The organism is Idiomarina sp. D18, from assembly GCF_057748155.1.
Genome location: NZ_CM173240.1, coordinates 1,475,154 through 1,494,144 on the forward strand (window position 1 = coordinate 1,475,154; position 18,991 = coordinate 1,494,144).

Annotated in this window: 26 protein-coding genes; 4 read left to right on the top strand and 22 right to left on the bottom strand. The window is 47.6% G+C overall.

Features of this window, described 5'->3' with window-relative positions; genetic code table 11:
• Positions 1-8: 8 nt before the first annotated feature.
• On the top strand, positions 9-1,718 hold the full coding sequence (locus AC3AP5_RS07140) for a proline--tRNA ligase (RefSeq protein ID WP_487326390.1): 1,710 nt from the start codon (positions 9-11) through the stop codon (positions 1,716-1,718).
• A gap of 40 nt (positions 1,719-1,758) precedes the next feature.
• Here AC3AP5_RS07140 and gpt read toward each other — a convergent pair whose 3' ends face one another.
• Both gpt and AC3AP5_RS07150 read right to left on the bottom strand, forming a co-directional pair.
• Positions 1,759-2,244: a xanthine phosphoribosyltransferase gene (gpt, locus tag AC3AP5_RS07145; protein ID WP_487326391.1), complete on the bottom strand. Its 486-nt coding sequence runs from the start codon at positions 2,242-2,244 to the stop codon at positions 1,759-1,761.
• Between the two features lie 6 nt (positions 2,245-2,250).
• Entirely contained in the window at positions 2,251-3,561 is a 1,311-nt protein-coding gene (locus tag AC3AP5_RS07150; RefSeq protein WP_006955254.1) for an NCS2 family permease, read from the bottom strand.
• A gap of 109 nt (positions 3,562-3,670) precedes the next feature.
• Here AC3AP5_RS07150 and AC3AP5_RS07155 point away from each other — a divergent pair, with 109 nt between their 5' ends.
• Positions 3,671-3,991, top strand: a complete 321-nt coding sequence (locus AC3AP5_RS07155; RefSeq protein WP_006955253.1) for a 2Fe-2S iron-sulfur cluster-binding protein — start codon at positions 3,671-3,673, stop codon at positions 3,989-3,991.
• Here the strand turns inward: AC3AP5_RS07155 and AC3AP5_RS07160 are convergent.
• Genes AC3AP5_RS07160 through prmB form a run of 5 tightly spaced genes read right to left on the bottom strand, consistent with a single transcriptional unit; the run spans position 3,988 to position 7,826 of the window.
• Positions 3,988-5,130 carry an ATP-NAD kinase family protein gene (locus tag AC3AP5_RS07160; protein ID WP_006955252.1) on the bottom strand — a complete coding sequence of 381 codons (1,143 nt, stop codon included), beginning with the start codon at positions 5,128-5,130 and terminating at the stop codon, positions 3,988-3,990. The genes AC3AP5_RS07155 and AC3AP5_RS07160 overlap by 4 nt on opposite strands.
• A 7-nt stretch (positions 5,131-5,137) precedes the next feature.
• Positions 5,138-5,269: an entericidin A/B family lipoprotein gene (locus AC3AP5_RS07165; RefSeq protein WP_006955251.1), complete on the bottom strand. Its 132-nt coding sequence runs from the start codon at positions 5,267-5,269 to the stop codon at positions 5,138-5,140.
• A gap of 15 nt (positions 5,270-5,284) precedes the next feature.
• The gene (locus AC3AP5_RS07170) at positions 5,285-5,842 is read right to left on the bottom strand and encodes an elongation factor P hydroxylase (RefSeq protein WP_006955250.1); all 558 of its coding nucleotides are present in this window, start codon (positions 5,840-5,842) and stop codon (positions 5,285-5,287) included.
• Positions 5,820-6,890, bottom strand: coding sequence for a chorismate synthase (gene aroC / locus AC3AP5_RS07175; RefSeq protein ID WP_006955249.1), 1,071 nt, complete (start codon positions 6,888-6,890; stop codon positions 5,820-5,822). The genes AC3AP5_RS07170 and aroC overlap by 23 nt, the downstream gene beginning before the upstream one ends.
• Before the next feature lie 9 nt (positions 6,891-6,899).
• A complete protein-coding gene (prmB, locus tag AC3AP5_RS07180; RefSeq protein WP_487326392.1) occupies positions 6,900-7,826 on the bottom strand; it encodes a 50S ribosomal protein L3 N(5)-glutamine methyltransferase in 927 nt (308 codons plus the stop codon).
• A 77-nt stretch (positions 7,827-7,903) separates the two neighbouring features.
• Here prmB and smrB point away from each other — a divergent pair, with 77 nt between their 5' ends.
• Positions 7,904-8,479 carry an endonuclease SmrB gene (gene smrB / locus AC3AP5_RS07185; protein WP_487326393.1) on the top strand — a complete coding sequence of 192 codons (576 nt, stop codon included), beginning with the start codon at positions 7,904-7,906 and terminating at the stop codon, positions 8,477-8,479.
• A gap of 3 nt (positions 8,480-8,482) precedes the next feature.
• Here the strand turns inward: smrB and sixA are convergent, their stop codons facing one another.
• The 3 genes from sixA to AC3AP5_RS07200 are packed head-to-tail and all read right to left on the bottom strand — an operon-like array spanning position 8,483 to position 9,755.
• Positions 8,483-8,959 (bottom strand): phosphohistidine phosphatase SixA, encoded by a 477-nt coding sequence (sixA, locus tag AC3AP5_RS07190; protein ID WP_006955246.1) that lies wholly within the window; start codon positions 8,957-8,959, stop codon positions 8,483-8,485.
• A 17-nt stretch (positions 8,960-8,976) separates the two neighbouring features.
• Positions 8,977-9,324 (bottom strand): RnfH family protein, encoded by a 348-nt coding sequence (locus AC3AP5_RS07195; RefSeq protein WP_006955245.1) that lies wholly within the window; start codon positions 9,322-9,324, stop codon positions 8,977-8,979.
• Positions 9,324-9,755, bottom strand: coding sequence for a type II toxin-antitoxin system RatA family toxin (locus tag AC3AP5_RS07200; protein WP_006955244.1), 432 nt, complete (start codon positions 9,753-9,755; stop codon positions 9,324-9,326). The genes AC3AP5_RS07195 and AC3AP5_RS07200 overlap by 1 nt, the downstream gene beginning before the upstream one ends.
• A gap of 108 nt (positions 9,756-9,863) precedes the next feature.
• Between AC3AP5_RS07200 and smpB the strand changes: the two genes are divergently transcribed.
• A complete protein-coding gene (gene smpB, locus AC3AP5_RS07205; protein ID WP_006955243.1) occupies positions 9,864-10,343 on the top strand; it encodes an SsrA-binding protein SmpB in 480 nt (159 codons plus the stop codon).
• Here smpB and AC3AP5_RS07210 read toward each other — a convergent pair.
• From AC3AP5_RS07210 to AC3AP5_RS07265, 12 genes are all read right to left on the bottom strand, one after another.
• Positions 10,340-10,738: a hypothetical protein gene (locus AC3AP5_RS07210; RefSeq protein ID WP_006955242.1), complete on the bottom strand. Its 399-nt coding sequence runs from the start codon at positions 10,736-10,738 to the stop codon at positions 10,340-10,342. The genes smpB and AC3AP5_RS07210 overlap by 4 nt on opposite strands.
• Positions 10,725-11,162, bottom strand: a complete 438-nt coding sequence (locus AC3AP5_RS07215) for a tetratricopeptide repeat protein (protein WP_083773239.1) — start codon at positions 11,160-11,162, stop codon at positions 10,725-10,727. Before AC3AP5_RS07215 ends, AC3AP5_RS07210 begins: the two co-directional genes overlap by 14 nt.
• Before the next feature lie 327 nt (positions 11,163-11,489).
• Positions 11,490-12,212, bottom strand: coding sequence for a type II secretion system F family protein (locus tag AC3AP5_RS07220; RefSeq protein WP_487326394.1), 723 nt, complete (start codon positions 12,210-12,212; stop codon positions 11,490-11,492).
• A gap of 71 nt (positions 12,213-12,283) precedes the next feature.
• A complete protein-coding gene (locus AC3AP5_RS07225; protein WP_006955238.1) occupies positions 12,284-13,129 on the bottom strand; it encodes a type II secretion system F family protein in 846 nt (281 codons plus the stop codon).
• A gap of 4 nt (positions 13,130-13,133) precedes the next feature.
• Positions 13,134-14,345 carry a TadA family conjugal transfer-associated ATPase gene (locus tag AC3AP5_RS07230; protein ID WP_487326395.1) on the bottom strand — a complete coding sequence of 404 codons (1,212 nt, stop codon included), beginning with the start codon at positions 14,343-14,345 and terminating at the stop codon, positions 13,134-13,136.
• 2 nt (positions 14,346-14,347) lie between these two features.
• On the bottom strand, positions 14,348-15,529 hold the full coding sequence (locus AC3AP5_RS07235) for a Flp pilus assembly protein CpaC (protein WP_006955236.1): 1,182 nt from the start codon (positions 15,527-15,529) through the stop codon (positions 14,348-14,350).
• A gap of 13 nt (positions 15,530-15,542) precedes the next feature.
• Positions 15,543-16,223, bottom strand: a complete 681-nt coding sequence (cpaB, locus tag AC3AP5_RS07240) for a Flp pilus assembly protein CpaB (protein WP_487326396.1) — start codon at positions 16,221-16,223, stop codon at positions 15,543-15,545.
• The gene (locus AC3AP5_RS07245; protein ID WP_006955234.1) at positions 16,220-16,411 is read right to left on the bottom strand and encodes a hypothetical protein; all 192 of its coding nucleotides are present in this window, start codon (positions 16,409-16,411) and stop codon (positions 16,220-16,222) included. Before AC3AP5_RS07245 ends, cpaB begins: the two co-directional genes overlap by 4 nt.
• The gene (locus tag AC3AP5_RS07250; protein ID WP_040487724.1) at positions 16,381-16,884 is read right to left on the bottom strand and encodes a hypothetical protein; all 504 of its coding nucleotides are present in this window, start codon (positions 16,882-16,884) and stop codon (positions 16,381-16,383) included. Before AC3AP5_RS07250 ends, AC3AP5_RS07245 begins: the two co-directional genes overlap by 31 nt.
• Positions 16,872-17,435: a hypothetical protein gene (locus tag AC3AP5_RS07255; protein ID WP_487326397.1), complete on the bottom strand. Its 564-nt coding sequence runs from the start codon at positions 17,433-17,435 to the stop codon at positions 16,872-16,874. Before AC3AP5_RS07255 ends, AC3AP5_RS07250 begins: the two co-directional genes overlap by 13 nt.
• Complete coding sequence (locus tag AC3AP5_RS07260; protein ID WP_487326398.1) at positions 17,419-18,651, bottom strand: TadE/TadG family type IV pilus assembly protein; 1,233 nt, start codon at positions 18,649-18,651, stop codon at positions 17,419-17,421. Before AC3AP5_RS07260 ends, AC3AP5_RS07255 begins: the two co-directional genes overlap by 17 nt.
• Positions 18,648-18,938, bottom strand: a complete 291-nt coding sequence (locus tag AC3AP5_RS07265; RefSeq protein ID WP_006955230.1) for a Flp family type IVb pilin — start codon at positions 18,936-18,938, stop codon at positions 18,648-18,650. Before AC3AP5_RS07265 ends, AC3AP5_RS07260 begins: the two co-directional genes overlap by 4 nt.
• Positions 18,939-18,991 lie beyond the last annotated feature (53 nt).

Genomic DNA, 18,991 nt, shown 5'->3' on the forward strand with positions numbered 1-18,991 from the left:
GTTCGACCATGCGCAGCAGTCAATATTTACTATCTACTTTAAAAGAAACGCCCTCTGATGCTGAGATTGTCAGCCATCAGCTAATGCTGCGAGCCGGCATGATCCGAAAAGTGGCATCGGGACTCTACACATGGACCCCGACCGGTCTTCGTGTATTGAAGAAAGTTGAGCGTGTTGTACGCGAGGAAATGGAGCGTATCAACGCCTTAGAAATTTTAATGCCGATGGTGCAACCCGCTGACTTGTGGCAAGAGTCTGGCCGTTGGGAAGACTATGGTCCTGAACTGTTGCGTATTAAAGATCGTCATGAGCGTGATTTCTTGTTAGGTCCGACCCATGAAGAGATTATTAGTGAGTTGGTAAGAAAAGAAGTCAGTAGCTATAAACAGTTGCCTTTGACACTGTTCCAGATTCAAACCAAGTTTCGTGACGAGATTCGCCCTCGTTTTGGGGTGATGCGTGCACGCGAGTTCATGATGAAAGACGCATACTCATTCCACTTAACGGATGAGTCACTGCAGCAAGCCTATGATGAAATGTACGACGCCTATTGCCGTATCTTCCAACGCTTAGGTCTAGACTTTAGACCGGTTATTGCTGATACAGGCTCGATTGGCGGTCACGCATCGCACGAATTTCATGTCCTAGCGGGCTCAGGAGAGGATGCCATCGCGTTCTCTGATGGTTCGGACTACGCGGCGAACGTGGAGATGGCAGAGGCAATCGCTCCAAAAACTGAGCGTTCACAACCCAGTCAAGATAAACAAGTACATGATGTTACAGGTCATGAAGTCAGTGCTTTCCTGCAGCCATTAGCTGTCGATGCACAACAAGCAGTACAATGTACTTTGGTCAAAGCCAGCGATGAAGTGGAGGCTGAGGCCGTCATGTTAGTTTGGCGCGCGGACCACGAGCTGAATACCATTAAAGCTGAAAAGCTAACACAGATCGCAGCGCCCATTGAGGTGCTTGATAGCGATAAATTGATGGGTTGTCACGGCTCCTTTATCGGTCCTGTTAATGCATCAATGCCGGTCATCGTTGATCGCAGTGCCGCTGTGCTAGCCGACTTTGCTTGTGGCGCAAATAAACAGGGTCAGTGGTTGACTGGGGTCAACTGGGATCGCGATGCTGAAATCTCTGCTGTAGAAGACATTCGTAACGTTGTTGCAGGCGATCCTAGTCCATGTGGTCAAGGCACATTGCAGATTGCGCGCGGCATTGAAGTGGGTCATATTTTCCAATTAGGCAAGAAATACAGCAATGCGATGAAGGTGGGTGTATTGTCGGAAACGGGTAAACACGAAACCTTAACCATGGGCTGTTACGGAATCGGTGTTTCTCGCGTTGTCGCAGCTGCGATCGAACAATTCCACGATGACCGCGGTATCAACTGGCCAAATGAGTTAGCGCCGTTTGAGGTTGCCATTGTACCAATGAATATGCATAAGTCGGCGCGTGTACAAAAAGTTGCTAACGAACTTTATCAGCAACTTCGCGATGCCGGTTTTGATGTGCTATTCGATGATCGCAAAGAACGCCCAGGTGTTATGTTTACCGATATGGAATTGATCGGTGTGCCGCATCAAATCGTCATTGGTGAACGTAATCTCGATGAAGAAATGGTCGAGTATCAATCACGTAGTGACCGTGAGAAACAAAAAATGCCGATTAACAGCGTGCTTGAATTTTTGAATCAGACCTTGCGCAACGAATAATCACAGTAAAAACCCCGCAAATGCGGGGTTTTTTATCAGCTTAGCTTTCCTGTCCCGCCAATGGCTCGACATAGTGCAAATGCATATCCCACGGAAAGTGAATCCAAGTTTCTTGTTCAAGATCAGCGACATAATCGTCTACTAACTCAATACCCGCAGGCTTAGCGTAAACGGTGATAAACTTTGCCTTAGGCAAGCGTTTACGTAAAAACTTCAAGGTATTCCCCGTATCAACAAGATCATCGACAACCAAGAAGCCCTCTCCATCTTCAGTGGCTGATACGTCTTTCAATAATGCCAACTCATCTTTTTGCTGACCGTGTGCATAAGAACTCACCGCAACACAGTCAACAGTACGTAAGTTTAATTCACGTGCAATAATCGCAGCTGGAACTAAACCGCCACGACTCACCGCGATTACACCTTTATATTGTTCAGCGGGTAACTGGCGGTGTGCCAACTCTCGTGTAGCGCGATGTAGTTCTTCCCAAGAAACAAAAAACTCTCTATTTGAGTGCCAACCCATAATCTGTTACCCCAACCAAATAAATTTACTAATAAATAATAACGCCAATAATACCACGCTAACGGTTAACTCTTTAGTCTTACCGGCCAGAAGCTTAATAACGACGTAACTGATAAACCCAAGCGCAATACCATCTGCGATAGAAAACGTGAGTGGTGTCATGAGTAGCACCACCATCACCGGTGCTGCTTCGGTGATGTCATTCCAATCAACATCCTGCAAAGTAAACAACATCAATACTGCGACATAAATAATTGCGCCGGCTGTTGCATACGGTGGAATCATGCCGGCTAATGGCGAGAAAAACATCGCTAAAAGAAACAAAACGCCGACCACCACTGCTGCAAGTCCCGTTTTACCGCCTGAGGCGACACCTGCGGCCGATTCGACATAACTGGTGGTAGTCGACGTACCCATCATTGAGCCAGCGACTGTCGCCGTGCTGTCGGCCATCAAAGCCCGCTCTAAACGAGGAAGACTACCATCCCTTTTAGCCAGTCCGGCCTTCTGAGCAACCGCCAATAACGTACCTGAGGTGTCGAACAAGTCGACAAACAAGAACGCAAAAATGACCGATAGCATACCTAAGTCAAATGCAGCCTCGATGTTCATCTGCATAAAAGTCGGTGCCAAGCTAGGCGGCATCGAAGCTATACCTGTAAAATCTACGTAACCTAGGACCCAGGCGATTAAGGTGATAGCAAGAATACTCATCAACGCAGCACCTTGAACACCTCGTGCTGCCAGTCCAATAATCGTAAAGAAACCAAACGCCGCGAGAATAACCGATGGATCGCCTAAGTGACCTAAAGTCACGATGGTGGCATCATTAGCCACCACAATATTCGCGTTCTTTAATCCAATAAGTGCTAAAAACGCGCCAATCCCCGCAGCGATCGCTCGCCGCAAGGTCATTGGAATGGACTGGATGATCCATTCCCGCACGCGAAAAACCGATAATATAAAGAAAGTAATACCAGAGAAAAACACAGCACCAAGGGCAGTCTGCCAATCGTACCCCATGCCGCCAACGACCGAATAGGTAAAAAACGCATTGAGCCCCATGCCGGGTGCTAAGGCGACTGGATAGTTCGCCCAAAACCCCATCACAAAACAACCTATTGCAGCAGCTAAACATGTGGCAACAAAAACGGCTCCGTAATCCATCCCTGCTTCACTCAGAATCGATGGGTTCACAAAAATAATATAAGCCATGGTTAAGAAGGTCGTAGCGCCGCCAATCACTTCCTTTTTCACCGAACTACCGCGACTGTAAAAGCCAAACCACTTATCTAACCAAGCCGCCACTGCTTGCATGAAATTCCCACCCTATTTGTGCAACAAATGCGATTTTTGGATTGAGCTTAAAAGCCGCGTATTCTATCCTATCGGGCAATAATTATGAATGCAGTATAAGGAATGAATCATGCCAACCGTATATTTTGTTGATGCCGAGGGTGGTCAACACGAGGCCGAAGTTGATGTAGGCACCAATGTCATGGAAGCCGCTACCGAAAATTTCATCGATGGGATCGTCGGTGAATGTGGGGGTGTTCTCTCATGTGCCACCTGTCATGTTTATGTCGACAAAGCTTGGTTAAGTAAATTACCTCAGGCCTCTGAGCAAGAAGAAGACATGCTCGATATGGCAATAGATCCGGAAGATAACAGCCGCCTGAGTTGTCAGATAGAAATGACTGAAGAGCTTGATGGTCTCGTTGTCCACCTACCGAAGCGTCAGTTTTAATCGACCGCTTCAATGCGCACGACTACCTCGTCATGATAACCCGTAATAACGGAAATCATGCCGGACCAAGCGTGGTCGAGCGCATCATCTCCTGAATCGATTCGCAGCGGACGCCCTTCCAAACCTTTTAATTTACTTTTTGTGGCGACTAACCAAACATTTTCTCGCCCCACCGCGTCTAAAACACGTGGACTTAATTGCTGGTTTCCGCGACCAATCACATGACCTTGACCACCAATCACAGTGAGCAGCAGCTTAACCTGCCCTGAAGAAACCTGCTTCACACGCTCATAGAGCTCTGATTCGGTCAGATCCTGTGCCAAAACATCGCCATCGTGGACCCAGTCAACACCGAGCAACGTATTATTCAATCCCATGTCTTCCATAATGGCGTTAATGGTTGAACCAGAACCAACAATTAAATGTTCGTCATCAAGACGCTCTTCAACTTCGGCTGCTATATCCGCCAACACCAGCTCATCGCTCTCTTTGCCGCCCATTTTCACCGCTTGGATATACTGCAACTCGTCAGGCACTAACATCTCGCCAAAACGTTTCGCTTTTACCGTACCTTGACGAAATAAATCTTCATCAATATCCATTACATCTGCATAACGGACACTGGATAGACCACCACTTATCATATTTTCTAAAACCCGAGATGCGGCTTTAGGACTAATACTGTATACACCTGAGTGAATTTTCACCCCCGCAGGAATACCGAGCACCAACTGTTCCGGCTTAATCGCAGTGTAGACATCACGAGCAGTTCCATCACCGCCGGCAAATACAATCACATCGGGATTGTGTTCTTGAATGGCTCTGATCGCAGCCTGTGTATCAGTCGCTTCTGTTTGTTGCGCTTGGGGTTGATATGCAATGTTATAATCAAAGCCCAACCCTGCGACGGCGTCAGCTCCCATAGACCCTGCTGCCGTTACAAAGTGGATCTGGTTAGCTAGATACTGCAGTTGCTGCAACGCCGTCGTTACTCGATGATTGGCTTTTGGCGTTGCACCTAACGCGAGTGCTGTTTGGCGAGTATGCTCGCCGTCACTTCCTTTCAGTGCAACAGCACCACCAATACCTGCAAAAGGGTTTATCACTAATCCAATCGAGAAACGACGGCTATACTGCATGTATTAACTAAGCTCCATTCTCATCCGCAGACTCTTCGATAGCTTCGCCTGCATCTTCGACATCTTGTCCCATGCCCTCAATAGTAGAGCAACTTGCAAGACCCATTACCGCAATCAACATCGCAAAATAGCGTTTCATAATTCCTCCTCGTTGTTAACGTGCCAACGACTCGACTGAAGGCCAAGGTCGTTGGTAATAACGACATAATGCCTGAGCAAAAACTTTCGCTCTTGTCGGTAATGAAGTACGCATAAAATCGAAAAGTTGATCGCTTACTTTACTATTAAAGGCTTGTCGATTAACCTCAACACCCGATAAGTTATCGACACTGACCTGAAACGGCACCCCGGCACAAACGGAAAATAACTTCTCGAGCGCTTGAGGCTTCACTTCGACCTTTTCAAACTGTTGCTGCTGCATTGCATTACGCCCGTCAGGCACATACCAATAACCGTAATCGAAGATATGGCGTCGCACCCGCCCAGCAATACACCAGTGCGCTACCTCATGAAGTGCTGAAGCAAAAAAGCCGTGAGCGAATACCACTTGATGATAAGTTTCACCTTCGGCGGCTGGACGATAATAGGGCTCATCGTCACCGCGCACCAATATCGTGTGCTCAGTATCTGCAAAACACTGATTAAAAATATCGACTAATTGCTGGTAGTGACGTGACTGGTGCTCACAGCTAACTTCGCTGGACGCCTGCATTCTGACCTCTATCACGTAAAAAATGATCAACTAAAACCAAAGCCATCATCGCCTCAACGATAGGAACAGCACGAATACCAACACACGGATCGTGGCGCCCTTTGGTAACGATATCAACGGCTTCACCTTCAGTCGTAATCGTTTTACCGGGAATACTAATACTTGAGGTGGGCTTAAACGCCACTTCTGCGTTTACCGTCTGCCCTGTTGAAATCCCGCCGAGCACACCTCCGGCATGATTAGATTGGAATCCTTCTATGGTCATTTCGTCGCGATGTTCACTGCCGCGTTGGGTGACTACATCAAAACCATCACCCACAGCGACCGCCTTAGCCGCATTAATGCTCATCAGTGCCTTAGCAATATCCGCATCAAGCCTATCGAATACAGGCTCGCCCCAACCCACTGGTACGCCGCAGGCCTCAACGTAAATGCGTGCGCCTACTGAGTCACCCTGCTTTTTAAGCTCGCGAATTAACGCATCCATAGGCTCGACCGCATCGGGATTGGCGCAGAAAAACGCATTCCCATTAACAGCAGACCAATCTTTAACTGGCGCAACAACCGACCCCATTTGTGTTAATGCGGCACGAATGCTAATACCTTGCTGAGCCAATACCTTAGCTGCGATCGCGCCAGCCGCAACCCGCATCGCGGTCTCGCGTGCGGATGAACGACCGCCACCGCGGTAATCGCGAATACCGTATTTTTTTTGATAAGTATAATCGGCATGCCCTGGGCGAAATTGTTGCTTGATAGCGCTGTAGTCTTGGCTGCGTTGGTCTTGATTGCGAATAAGTAAACCGATCGGAGTCCCCGTGGTGCGCCCTTCAAACACGCCCGACAGGATCTCAACTTGGTCAGGTTCTTGTCGCTGTGTCGTATAGCGACTGGTCCCTGGACGCCGCCGATCAAGTGCTTGCTGAATATCTTCGCAGCTAAGCTCGATTCCGGCTGGGCAGCCATCGACTACTGCACCTAGCCCCACACCATGGCTCTCACCAAAAGTGCTTACTGTAAATAATTTGCCCCAGGTGTTCCCGGCCATTTCTCGCTCCTACGCCTTTCCGTAACAAGCACGATGGTGTTCGAGTTGCGCTTTATTGAGCACAAAGACACCGTGCCCGCCGCGCTCAAATTCCAACCAAATAAAGCCTGTTTCAGGATACTTCTCATCGAGTGCTGCCATTGAATTACCGACTTCACAAAATAATAAGCCGTTATCTGTTAAATGATCAGCCGCTTCTAACAACATCGTATCCACGAGGCTCAAGCCATCGTCGCCAGCCGCCAAACCTAGTTCAGGTTCATGCCGAAACTCATCTGGCAGATCAGACATATCCTCAGCATCAACATAAGGCGGGTTAGTTACAATTAAGTCATATAGTTGACCCTGCAAACCGACAAATATATCCGACTGAATGGGAAAGACTTGCTCTTCAAGCCCATGTTCCCCGATGTTGAATTCAGCCACGCTCAACGCATCGGCAGAAATATCTGTCGCATCGATCTCGGCTTCTGGAAACGCGTAGGCACACGCGATCGCTATACAGCCACTGCCCGTACACATGTCCAGGACACGCTCAGGCGCTTGAGTAAGCCAGGGCTGAAAACCTTGCTCGATAAGCTCGGCGAATGGCGAACGCGGCACTAACACACGCTCATCGACGTAGAAAGGTAAACCTGCAAACCACGCTTGATTCAAAAGATAAGCGGCTGGTTTCCTATCAGCAATGCGTTTTCCGAGCAACTCGACGTACTGTGTCTTTTCTTGCTGAGTTAAACGACAATGCCTCATATCGATGAGTTCATCCGGTGTGAGCGATAAAACGTAGCCAAGCAACGCACGCGCTTCTTCCACTGCGTTTGCATACCCATGGCCAAAGTAGGTACCTGCTTTGCCCATTTGACTAACACTCCAACGCAAAATATCGTCAATGGTGTGTAGTTCATTCACGGCTTGCTGAGTAGCTTCTGAATCCAAACTTATCCCCTGCTAGTAAATCGGTTATACTTAACTGCCGTATAAGATACCTTAAGCAGCGCTAGGAATCATCCATCATGGCCTCAAAATACAAAGCAAAACTGGAAAATAATGGCGACCAAGAAAGCCGGTCAGATGCTGACGAACATCAGCTATTTCGACAAGCTATGGCGGGTATCAAGCCGTTAAAAAATGATGAGATTGAGCCTTTATCAGCGCGACAAAAAGTCAACCGCAAGCGCCACAAACAGCAAAAACAAGCGATAAAGCAAGTTCAAGATGTGGTTAACGATACCTTCTCTGACAACTTCGAGGGCTATCTCGGTGATGATAAAATCAACTATACAGCGCCTGGAGAAAGTCGCTACTTGACGAAACAACTAAAGCGAGGCGAGTTTGCCCCCGAGATGTTACTTGATTTACATGGCCTGACAGTTGCGCAAGCCAAACAAGAACTTGCTGCAATGCTGACAGCTTGCGAAAACGAGTTGATCACGTGCTGCTCAGTAATGCATGGGCATGGGACGGGGATTCTAAAAAAGCAACTCCCTCATTGGCTTATTCAACATCCCGCGGTTCGAGCTTTCCATCAAGCGCCGCGAGCATACGGCGGCGATGCAGCCATACTTATTCTTTTGCAGTCTCCAGAATAGGTGCTAACAATGCTCGGGTTGCATCAGTTGCTGTAAGCGTCCTGTCCCCGTCTGCGGATCAAACTCAATTTCGGCGATTGCTGCCGTTGCAAAGATCGGTGGTTGCTGTGCTTTGTCGATTTCAGCAACCAAGTAACTCACTAAGGGCATATGAGTAACAATCAAAGCGGTGGTCACACCCGCCACCGAAATTTCAGCAGCAAGCTCAGTCACCGTTTCATGAACGCGCTTTTCTGGTGTTAAACAAGATAACGTTTTAAGTTGCTGGCAGTTCAACCGCTCATTCATCACGTTTTGTGTTTCTTGAGCACGCCGATAAGGGCTGGCATAGCATTGTTCCAAACTTTCACATTGCTGACTCAGCCATTCACTTGCCTGCTGGACTTCAGTAATACCTTCGTCCGTAAGCCGGCGTTCGCTGTCTGGCCACGCATCAGACATTGGTTCGGCTTGACCATGTCGCATGATATAAAGCTTCATCCCAACTCCTACTTCGCCTATTCGCTCGTTCGACGTTTCGTATCCGGACGACCACCGGTCACCTTATCGGCGCGTCCTTCTTGTTTAGCCCGCTCCGCTCGCTTCTTACGTATCGCTTTTGGATCGGCTATTAGAGGACGGTAAATTTCGATGCGATCGCCATCACGCGGCTGAGCATCTAGTTTGGTCGCCTTGCTCCAAATACCCACTTTTTGTTGTTCGAGATCGATTTCAACAAATTGCTGCTGTATTCCAGACCGCTCGATACACGTTTTCACATCGGTTCCTTCTGGAACCGTGACCGTAACAATCGCTTGTCGCTCTGGCGTTGCATAAGCAACTTCAACCATCATCATCGCCATCATTAGCCATAAACCTGCTTAGCACGTTTCGCAAAGGCATCGACCATGCGCGCTGTGACTTCGCTGAATATCTTACCAAATGCCATGCCCAATAAACGGTTTGAAAACTCAAACGTTAAATCAAATTGAATTTTGCAGGCATCATCGGCAAGCGGAATGAATTGCCATCCACCGCTTAGAGATTCAAAAGGTCCATCTTCTAGCGTCATATCTATCCGCTCTGGCTTGAAAAGACGGTTGCGCGTAGTGAACCTTTTTTTAATGCCGGCCTTACTAATATCAAGACTTGCGATTTTAAAATCAGGCTCAGACTCATGCACTTGTGATCCAACACATCCCGGCACAAACTCAGGATATGATTCGATGTCGTTAACTAAATTAAACATCTGCTCAGCACTGTATGAGACAAGCGCGCTTTTTGATATGCTAGGCATGAATCCTCTATCGCTTACTTCGTTTAGCGCAATGATAACTCAAACACGTATTCATTGAAGCCCTTAAAATGAATTTTCTTTTAGTTTTTCATGGGTATAATAGTTGCCATGAGTAAGAAAAAATCACAGACAAATAGTTCGACCATCGCACTGAATAAGAAAGCACGTCACGAATACTTTCTTGAAGAAAAATTCGAGGCGGGAATCAGTCTACAAGGCTGGGAAGTTAAAAGCATTCGTGAAGGAAAGGTCAACATCCGCGACAGCTACGTCATTATGAAAAATGGCGAGGCTTATTTATTGGGAGCAGAGATCCAACCACTGACCCAAGCATCCAGTCATGTCTACTGTGAGCCCGACCGCTCTCGTAAACTACTGCTCAAGAAGAAAGAGCTTGATAAACTTATCGGTGCCTCAGAGCGCGAGGGCTTTGCTGTCGTAGCAACTGCCATGTATTGGAAGCATTGCTGGGTAAAACTGGAGTGCTACTTAGCCAAAGGCAAAAAGTCTCACGACAAACGCGATACGGTAAAAGAGCGTGATTGGCAACGTCAGAAGTCACGTATTCTTAAACACTCTGTCCGTTAATACTGCACAATGTCGGGGCGGGTCAGCAATTCTACGCGAATCGCGTTATCAAGTGGAATCACTTTAAAGTAGTCCGTCAGGTAACGCGCCTGAGTCTGAGTCACTGATGGAATCTTCGCAAAGTACGTGCCGTTATCGAGTGTCACATCAGCTCGCCAAGGCACCTCTGACTGTGTTAAATAGTTATTGAATTCACTGGGTGAAGGTGTTCTTTGCAGCCGTGATGACAAAACCTGCCAGGCGTCATTGAGCATGGTAATTCGCTCCCGTAACAATGCGCCGGCAAGCCAATGTCCGCGCTGCAAAGTGATCATGTAAAAGCCAGCGGGTATCATCAAAGTTGTAATAGCAAGCAGCATTAAGCCCACCGCATAGCCGTGACTAAATTTTTTCATGCTCTAGTTTGACGCGTTGCAGCTTAAGTAACAGGGTAAGCAGTCGCTCATCCTCGTCCGGTAAACGTTGTAGTTCCGTGCGCGCCCGCATCAAGGTTGCTGTAGTTTGTCGCAACTCTGTTAATGCCAAGTTATGCCAGACATCGGCCTCATGAGGATTGAGCTTCACGGATTGTTTGTAAGCTTCTCTCGCGGCCTCAAGCCGATGCTGACGCAAATGAATGTTCCCCATTAACCGCCAGCTATCAGCACTCCCTGCACCATTCTGATGGAGCGCATTTAGCTGTTGTTCAGCGGACAGTAGGTCGCCCTGCTCATACCACGATTTAGCACTACCTAGCTGGTACTGAGCGTACTGAGGGGACTGTGGAGTGCTCGCGCACGCCGTCAACGATAATGCGAATAGCCCAGCGATTCTTCTCATTTTGTCTCCTTTCTAACTGAAATTGTAAGCCAATCCATGACTCAAGCGGATACGGACACAGCGCGCAGACCTCAATGAGTGTTTGCGCCCGTGACTGCCAGTAAACTCGGTTTGGTTCTAGCATTCGTTTAATCGCGATAACTCGAGCATGCGCATCCAAAGCGACAACATCGATAGGAAAGCGCAAACCGAAAGTATGCACGGTTTGACAGCGGGGAAACCAAAAGGCACTTAAAGGCGTCAGTTCTCGTACTCCCTTTACTCCACGAAAGCGCTCTCTAAAGCCGGTCAAATAGTGAGTATCCGGCCACAATAGCTCACTGAACATTAGTAACCCCCTTGGTATAACTGAATAAATATGGGACCCAAAATGACCAAGAAATTGACCGGGAAAAAGCAACTGAGTAATGGAAGCAAGAGTTTTACAGGCGCTTCCTGCGCTTTCTTCTCTGCTAAATTGAGCTGTTCATCTCTTAGCTGCTCAGAGAAGAACAGCAGCGCCTCTGTTAAACTGTTGCCTTGTTGGTAACCTCTGTTTAGCAACTTGCACCACTCACTGAGCGCGTTCACGCGATAAAGATCAGCTAAACCTGTGAACGCACTGGTTAGATCTCGTCCACGTCTAATTTGCTGCCCCACATAGCTGATTTCATTAGCCAGGTAGCCCATACTAGATGCTTTAGACACTCGGTCTAACGCTGGAATCAAAGGCAGTCCAGACGCCAACATCATCGCGAGCAAATCGCTAAAGTCGGGTAGTTCGCGATATATTCGGGCTTGTTTACTACGAAATTGCCGCTGACCACGTTGTATGATAAATGCAGTAAGTAAAGTTAACATCATCATTAACCAGCTCAACTGTAAAACGAGACTCACTAAAGCGAGCAGTGCGATGACGCATGCAAAAGTGACCACACGCACCTGAAAATTATCGGCTTGCTGCTCTAAATCAAACCAGCGACGTAACATCACACGTGTTCGCACCGGAATTTTTTGATACAACGTGTCGCAAACCGATTCCCACCATTGGCCAAGGCGAAGTCTACGCATTAGCCAAATTAGCAATGCACTCGTAAGACAACACAACAAAAATAGGCAAACGACAATGACAATCAACTGCATCAGAAATCATCGGTATTTAAAATTCGCTTAACCATCATCGCACCTATCAGCGTCAACACAATTGCCACGCCGAGTGCAACCTGACCTATCAAGGTGTTCGTTAGATAAGCCGTATGTGTCGGCTTCATCCAGTTAAGCAACAAGAATAACGCCAGCGGCATACAGATAAGCACCCAAGCTTGCATCCGTCCCTGTGCCGATAGCGCTTGCTGCCGGTCGCGTACCTTTTGTTGCTGACCCAAATTTTCAGCCAACCGACGAAGCACTTGCGATTGTTGTCCACCGTTGCGATAACCCAGCGTGAGCGCCTGCACGACCAACGTGATGCTAAAAATTGGTACTCGACGTTGCCAGTCAGTCAGCGCGGTTGGTAAGTCATCACCCAACCTGACTTGACGTATAAGCTCGTTGACCTCTTGCCCCAACGGCGCTTCAAATTCATCAAATAAACTCGTTACCGCATTCACCATACTCATACCAGATTTAAGTTGATTGGATAGATTCATTAGCAGCATGGGCAGCTGTCTTTGCAACGCACGATAGCGCTTATTTCTCATTCTTCGATAAAGAACCGGAGGCGACACTACGCATACCAGCAGGGTCACTAGCGCTGCCTTGCCTCCCCACACCAAACCCGCTAATAAAGGTAAACTAGCGCACGCAAACAAGTAGCCTCGAATCAGCCACTTAACGGGTAAAAATACAAAAAACTCTTGTAGTGAGCGCTGCGTATGTTGAGCAAGCGTCCCCTCGAATGCTTGAATTCGATTCTTGTTGAGCTGACGCATCCACGCCAGCCACACGACGGTAGTCATTAGAACGCAGCCAACGACAGCGATTAACATCACCTTACTCCATCAGCGTTTGAGCAATTTTCTCTTTCACTTCTGACGCTTGTGACGCGGCGAATCGCGCGGGCATTCCCTGACTAACTAAGCCCGATTTTCCTCGTTCACGAGCAAATAAGGCACCAATTTGCAATGTTTCACCATCTATTCCGGTTACTTCATCAATGCTGGTTACGACGCGTTCACCTGTACTTAAACGAGCGGTTTGAACGATGATATCAACCGCACTTGCAATCTGCTGTCGAATGGCAAACACAGGTAAGTCCATCGACCCCATCAAAACCATAATTTCCAACCGCCGCACGGCATCTCGTGCGGTGTTTGCATGGACGGTGCTTAGTGACCCCGCATGCCCCGTATTCATCGCCTGTAACATATCAAGTGCCTCAGCACCACGACACTCACCCACCACAATACGATCAGGACGCATACGCAATGAGTTAATAACTAAATCGCGAATGTGAATCGCCCCTTTGCCTTCTTGGTTCTTCGGACGAGCCTCAAGACTGACCAAGTTTTGATGCTGTAATCGAAGCTCCGCAGCATCCTCAATAGTAACGATTCGCTCATTACTCGGAATGAAGGAAGACAACGTATTGAGCAATGTTGTTTTACCACTGCCAGTTCCTCCAGAAATAATAATATTCTGTCGGCATTCAACGGCCAGTTTGAGAAATTCGGCAGCTTTAGGTGATAGCGATTTATAGCTAATTAAATCATCAATGGTTAAGGGCTTTGCAGAAAACTTCCGAATAGTAATACAGCTCCCTTTTACTGCTAGAGGTTGTAAGACCGCGTTCACACGAGATCCATCCGGTAGGCGTGCATCGACCATCGGTGAGGAATCGTCGATATGCCGCCCCAGTGGTAACACTATTCGCTCGATCACGCGACGTAGGCTCGGCTCATCACTAAACGTTAAGCCCGAATCTGCAAGCCTACCTGAACGTTCAATAAAAATTTGATCGTGACGATTAACCATAATCTCAGAAACGCTATCATCCCGTAATAAAGTCTCGATGGGCCCTAGGCCCAGAACTTCGTCAATCACGTCAGCCACCGCTCCTTCCGAGACTTCACTTTGTTGCGAGTGCAAATCCAGTAAATAGCGTTTCGCGTGCTCTCGTAACTGATTCGCTGGCATATCTTGAAGCCCGCTTTGGCGTTGCTGCAAATGATTTTTCAACGCTTGTCTAAGTTGTTGCTTATTCATCCTCACTCCTTGAGTCCAATACAACCCGCTTGTAAATACCATTCCTTTGCTTGTTGCTGATGGCGCTGTTTCAGTTGATGGCGCTGTTGGTCATAAGCAACAATTTCGCTGGTGACAAAAATCAGTAATTCGGTATGTTGATTTCGCTGACCACGATGTTTAAATACCTCTCCTGCGATAGGTAACTGCTTTAATCCAGGTAGACCCGCTTCTGACTCACTACTATCGGTACTTAACAACCCTGACAAAACCACAGTTTCGCCGTGTCGCGAGCTTAGTACAGCCTCTGTTCGACGGGTCAAGATGCCTGGAACACCGTTGACTTCTACCGCCGGATCGATATTTGAGACCTCGGCACTCAGTTTGGCTGTAATTTTACTTTCAGCAGACACCGTAGGCTCGATTGTTAGGCGTACACCGTACTCTCGAAAGCTCACGTCCTGCATACCTTGTCCTACCACTTGTGGAATCGGTATTTCACCACCGGCAAGAAATGAGGCGGGCTGTCCACTCTGTGTAGTCAAAACGGGGGTAGCGAGCAATTTTGCAGCGCCTTGCTGTTCGAGTAGTTGAATGTTTGACATCAGAAGAGGACTCCACTGCACGCCCCCTTGACGGCCCCACTGCCAATTCGGGCCGTCTATTTGCGAGTCCCATTGAATACCTAACTGCTGCACAAACTGTTGCTTTATCTCCAAAATAGTGACTTTGAGTCTAAGCATTGGGTGGTCGACACGCGTCGACACGGTTCGGTCAATTATGTTCGGATAAGGTTCGATAAGTTTCTTGAGTGCCGTTCTTTCTAGCGCTGGTAAACTTCCGCTCAGTTCGATGTGCTGACCCTCTTCATGCACATTAAAATTCGGATAATCCCGTGCCCAGGTTTTTAAACGCGTAACGATAGTTTTCGGCACCGCATGCACAATGGTGATAACGACACGTTTATCGTTCGGTCCGATCAACCACATATCGGTAGTACCTGGCAATAAACCGCGAACTAAGAGCGTATCTTGCGAGATCAATTTGGCTTGTGCGAGCGCTTCATCAGCAATCATCACTTGTGTGCTGGGTGTGATAGTTAATAGTTCGCTTTGGCCCACCGTTAAGGTCAAGTTTTCGGTGGTGACCGCATTACTGGTTTGAACCCAAGCAGCAAAGAGTATAATAAGTATTCGCTTTACCATCCTATCAATGCTCCTACCAATCTAAAATTGCTGAACGACGCTCGTATGTCTGCCATGGTTGCCGCTTACCGGTGGAACGAACCCACCACTGTATGCCATCACCGATCATCTGCCCTAACCGTAACCGTTGCTTTGCCGAAACCGCCAAAGTCACCGACATCCCTTGACCAAGATCAGTCCCATTTACGGAGAGCACGCGAAGATTCTCCACCACACTTAAGCTATCTTGCATTGGTTTTTTACTGACTAAGTCAACACGATCATCGGGTTGCAACTGTCCATCGTGTAATTGCATCAGGTCGACCGGTAGGGTAATCGCCCAGTGGTTTTCAGGTAAGCGATCGGCCATCCGCTTTTGATAGTTCAACTCGAATTGAGTCTCTTCAACGGGTGAACCTGCGGTTACTGCGCGTTTGATAGGTAGATCTAAGATCGTGCCGACATAGTCTTCTGTCATCCAGCCTGGGTTAACTAAATGAGCCGGATACTGACGTAGCGATAGCATCGAAGCATCAACCAAGGTGCCGGCCTCTAAGTCTTGGTTAAATACCACGATAGCTTGTTCAGGAGGTGTCTCAGCCTTCAAACGTTTAGCCGTCTCGTAGTTAAGGTATGAGCGCAATAACCACAAGGTGAAAGCCGTCAACACAATACTCATGAGCAATAAAATGACCCATTGCTTTTTCGCTTTCACATTCCACTCCCTGGTACAAAGCTAATCAAGTTGAGCATGGTTTTAAAATGCAGTGTCAATAAGTTTCCCAGTTGCCTGAGTTGCTCTACAACCGACTGTCCCCAATCGGTGCCAAACAAAAATACAGCGCACATTAATAACAATATCAGTGACTCTGTCAGCGCTTGTCCTGCTGATGCTTTAACCATATCAATACCGTCCATTGGCTATAGTTATAGAGGCTAAGTAAGCTGTTTAATGCAGGCAAATGAATGAGTTCGTGCGAGCTATTTACGGATAATCGTTGACGTTTTAACTGACTCAACCGAAATTCAAGTTGTCGTCGCATAGCAACGCGTCCAACAGGCTCAATAAACAGCCAATATTGATAGCCTTGTTGCGTCCCGTAGCCGAATGGTTTCAGACCAATATTTATTGGCGGAGGTTGCGTTGTTGGCTTATTCATGTCTATCGATGATAACCACCAGTGCTTATTTTCTCCTTGATGTAATAGCCAGATTTTTTGTTCAATTTCACAAACCCATAGCTTGAGTTCAGTGGTGACAGGACAATCAGGGAACTGTTCTTCTAATTGATGCCAGTCCGGCTGTGCCGGCTCTACTAAACGTATCAGCTCATGGACTGGAGCGGGGTCAGCCCATGTCCACATCAACAAAGCCATTGGAATATCCGCGAGCACGTTTCTTCCTCCTCAGGGACGATTTCGTCATCAATATGGCCCCAAATTAATGAATCACTTGAGAACTCTCTGGCAAAAGGCAAAATAGCGATGATGTCACGCACTGCATTCAACCACCCCATGTCTAATACACGATTAATCACCCAACCTGCAGGACGGTCGCGTAACGCCGCATCATCCCTCGCCGACCAGTCATTGCGTATCTGCGCCATAGGCCATAGCGATGTTTCTTGTTCAGACTGCACGAAATTATCGATATCCAGTTCATTCTTTACGAGTTTATCCAACGGTCCGAGAACGCGATGACTGACCTGAGCCGAGGTATAATCACTTGAGCGTTGCAATAGCTCGGAATCTTCAGGCTCAGAAAAGATGCGGTGTCGCTGTTGAGCTAACGTCGTCTCGCTCGTCTTGACAGCAGGTAAGAGTTCATCAGCAATAGACAGCACCAACAGCACCCAAAGCCCCGCCACTATAAGCGACTCGACCAATACGTGACCGCTATTTAATTGAAGGTTAAGTCGACTTTTCATAGGCTTGGATGCCTAATACAGTTTGTTCAATCAGCGATAGGGGCGACAACTTTGTTTGCCAAAGCGCATTGAATAGATTTTCCTTCTCGTGTTTGCTGTCGGAGCGCGGAAATAAACTATTGGGACGCGAAAAAAACACTTCGGCTTTTGCCACGGCTTGTTGCTCCGATTCAGGGTCAGTGACTTTGATAACAATTTTATCAGCACCGAGTCGTGCTTTATGTTGTAAGCGAACAAAGCGAAATGCAGGCTGTTTCACTTTGAGCCGTGGCATCGACTGCCAACCTAGCCACGTTGCCCAAGGATTGATCCACTCGGATTCACCGTACAGTGATGCCCAACGTTTTACACGAACATACTGTGCCGAAGCCCCCCACGCCAGCGGCAAACGCTCTTTCATACTGCCGAATGCCCAATATTTACGCCAGTGCGCTGAAACTGTATCGATAGCATGCCAATTCCATTCACCATTCCAACGCGTTGCCAAGTCACTACCTCCGGCTCGACGAATTTTTAGTGCATAAGTATCGAGCCAATTGTAGGTTCGCTGTTTAGAAAACGGATCTCGGCTCTTCAGCACTAGCGTTTTAAAAAACGCTGACTGCTCTTTGTCACGTGTTGACTCGACTTGGGTTAACCGCCACCAAAGCGCTGGAAAAGGAACAATACCACCGCCATGAAAGGCGTCCCACTCTAAACGGTCGTCATGTGCCGCTACCACGTCCTCGATCGAAAATGGAATTTCGGCAATTAAGGTGTGCTGTAATACGGTCTGCAGTGCCGAGATCGCTTGAATAATAGCAACGTGAAGCATAACCACGGCAGACAAACCACGCTCAGTGCCCAATTTAATACCTTTAAGCGCTCGTTTGAGTGTAACCATAGGTCCGGTAAGAACGGGAACAAAGGACAATACCGTGGCGCTATTGTTGATTAATGACACCATCATATTGAACCAACTATGCAAGCCCACCCACTGTGCAAGTGCAACTTGATTACCAATCAGGGCTCGGTTTAATAACGCGGCAAAATTAAGCTGCCGCGCCATTAATACACCTGCACTCATAGCAGCATTATCGGCGACACTTTGTAGATAAAACTGTCGACGCGCATGTTGACCTAACTGAGTGACTGAGAGCAACGCTAAACAAAGTAAGGTTGATAAGGCTAGGTAAAGCGGTAGTGCCATACCTCGGTTACGTAGAAGACGGTTCATTGTTCTTCCGTTTGGTTAGCTTCGTCGTAATTGCCTAAGTTAATATTCTTTTTCGCTACCGTTGATGCGGTACGTGCTGACTGTCTTGCTTGATTGATTTCCGAAGACGCACTTTGACCTGTCATTTCTTTAGCCAGACCCGCGACTTGGTTTCGTAAGCTTTGCCCAAACATGGAATACACACCAATTGCAGCAACCGCAATTAAGGCAACAATAATGATGTATTCTGTCATTCCCTGACCGTGTTGGCGGTGATGGGTTCGAGTTAAGTGATTAAATTGACACATACTGATTCCTCGAGCTGTGAAAGGAATCCGCAGTATAGAAGGGAAATATGAGT

Excerpts from the sequence above, each read along its gene's own strand:
- AC3AP5_RS07170 (WP_006955250.1), bottom strand. The coding sequence starts at position 5,842 with ATGCAGGCGTCCAGCGAAGTTAGCTGTGAGCACCAGTCACGTCACTAC.
- AC3AP5_RS07265 (WP_006955230.1), bottom strand. The coding sequence starts at position 18,938 with ATGTGTCAATTTAATCACTTAACTCGAACCCATCACCGCCAACACGGT.
- AC3AP5_RS07210 (WP_006955242.1), bottom strand. The coding sequence starts at position 10,738 with ATGAAAAAATTTAGTCACGGCTATGCGGTGGGCTTAATGCTGCTTGCT.
- gpt (WP_487326391.1), bottom strand. The coding sequence starts at position 2,244 with ATGGGTTGGCACTCAAATAGAGAGTTTTTTGTTTCTTGGGAAGAACTA.
- AC3AP5_RS07250 (WP_040487724.1), bottom strand. The coding sequence starts at position 16,884 with ATGGCTTTGTTGATGTGGACATGGGCTGACCCCGCTCCAGTCCATGAG.
- AC3AP5_RS07235 (WP_006955236.1), bottom strand. The coding sequence starts at position 15,529 with ATGGTAAAGCGAATACTTATTATACTCTTTGCTGCTTGGGTTCAAACC.
- sixA (WP_006955246.1), bottom strand. The coding sequence starts at position 8,959 with ATGAAGCTTTATATCATGCGACATGGTCAAGCCGAACCAATGTCTGAT.
- aroC (WP_006955249.1), bottom strand. The coding sequence starts at position 6,890 with ATGGCCGGGAACACCTGGGGCAAATTATTTACAGTAAGCACTTTTGGT.
- AC3AP5_RS07150 (WP_006955254.1), bottom strand. The coding sequence starts at position 3,561 with ATGCAAGCAGTGGCGGCTTGGTTAGATAAGTGGTTTGGCTTTTACAGT.
- AC3AP5_RS07225 (WP_006955238.1), bottom strand. The coding sequence starts at position 13,129 with ATGTTAATCGCTGTCGTTGGCTGCGTTCTAATGACTACCGTCGTGTGG.
- smpB (WP_006955243.1), top strand. The coding sequence starts at position 9,864 with ATGAGTAAGAAAAAATCACAGACAAATAGTTCGACCATCGCACTGAAT.
- AC3AP5_RS07200 (WP_006955244.1), bottom strand. The coding sequence starts at position 9,755 with ATGCCTAGCATATCAAAAAGCGCGCTTGTCTCATACAGTGCTGAGCAG.
- AC3AP5_RS07245 (WP_006955234.1), bottom strand. The coding sequence starts at position 16,411 with ATGGTTAAAGCATCAGCAGGACAAGCGCTGACAGAGTCACTGATATTG.
- smrB (WP_487326393.1), top strand. The coding sequence starts at position 7,904 with ATGGCCTCAAAATACAAAGCAAAACTGGAAAATAATGGCGACCAAGAA.
- AC3AP5_RS07155 (WP_006955253.1), top strand. The coding sequence starts at position 3,671 with ATGCCAACCGTATATTTTGTTGATGCCGAGGGTGGTCAACACGAGGCC.
- AC3AP5_RS07165 (WP_006955251.1), bottom strand. The coding sequence starts at position 5,269 with ATGAAACGCTATTTTGCGATGTTGATTGCGGTAATGGGTCTTGCAAGT.
- AC3AP5_RS07230 (WP_487326395.1), bottom strand. The coding sequence starts at position 14,345 with ATGAATAAGCAACAACTTAGACAAGCGTTGAAAAATCATTTGCAGCAA.
- AC3AP5_RS07160 (WP_006955252.1), bottom strand. The coding sequence starts at position 5,130 with ATGCAGTATAGCCGTCGTTTCTCGATTGGATTAGTGATAAACCCTTTT.
- AC3AP5_RS07255 (WP_487326397.1), bottom strand. The coding sequence starts at position 17,435 with ATGAAAAGTCGACTTAACCTTCAATTAAATAGCGGTCACGTATTGGTC.
- AC3AP5_RS07215 (WP_083773239.1), bottom strand. The coding sequence starts at position 11,162 with ATGAGAAGAATCGCTGGGCTATTCGCATTATCGTTGACGGCGTGCGCG.
- AC3AP5_RS07195 (WP_006955245.1), bottom strand. The coding sequence starts at position 9,324 with ATGATGGCGATGATGATGGTTGAAGTTGCTTATGCAACGCCAGAGCGA.
- AC3AP5_RS07220 (WP_487326394.1), bottom strand. The coding sequence starts at position 12,212 with ATGCGTAGACTTCGCCTTGGCCAATGGTGGGAATCGGTTTGCGACACG.
- AC3AP5_RS07140 (WP_487326390.1), top strand. The coding sequence starts at position 9 with ATGCGCAGCAGTCAATATTTACTATCTACTTTAAAAGAAACGCCCTCT.
- AC3AP5_RS07260 (WP_487326398.1), bottom strand. The coding sequence starts at position 18,651 with ATGAACCGTCTTCTACGTAACCGAGGTATGGCACTACCGCTTTACCTA.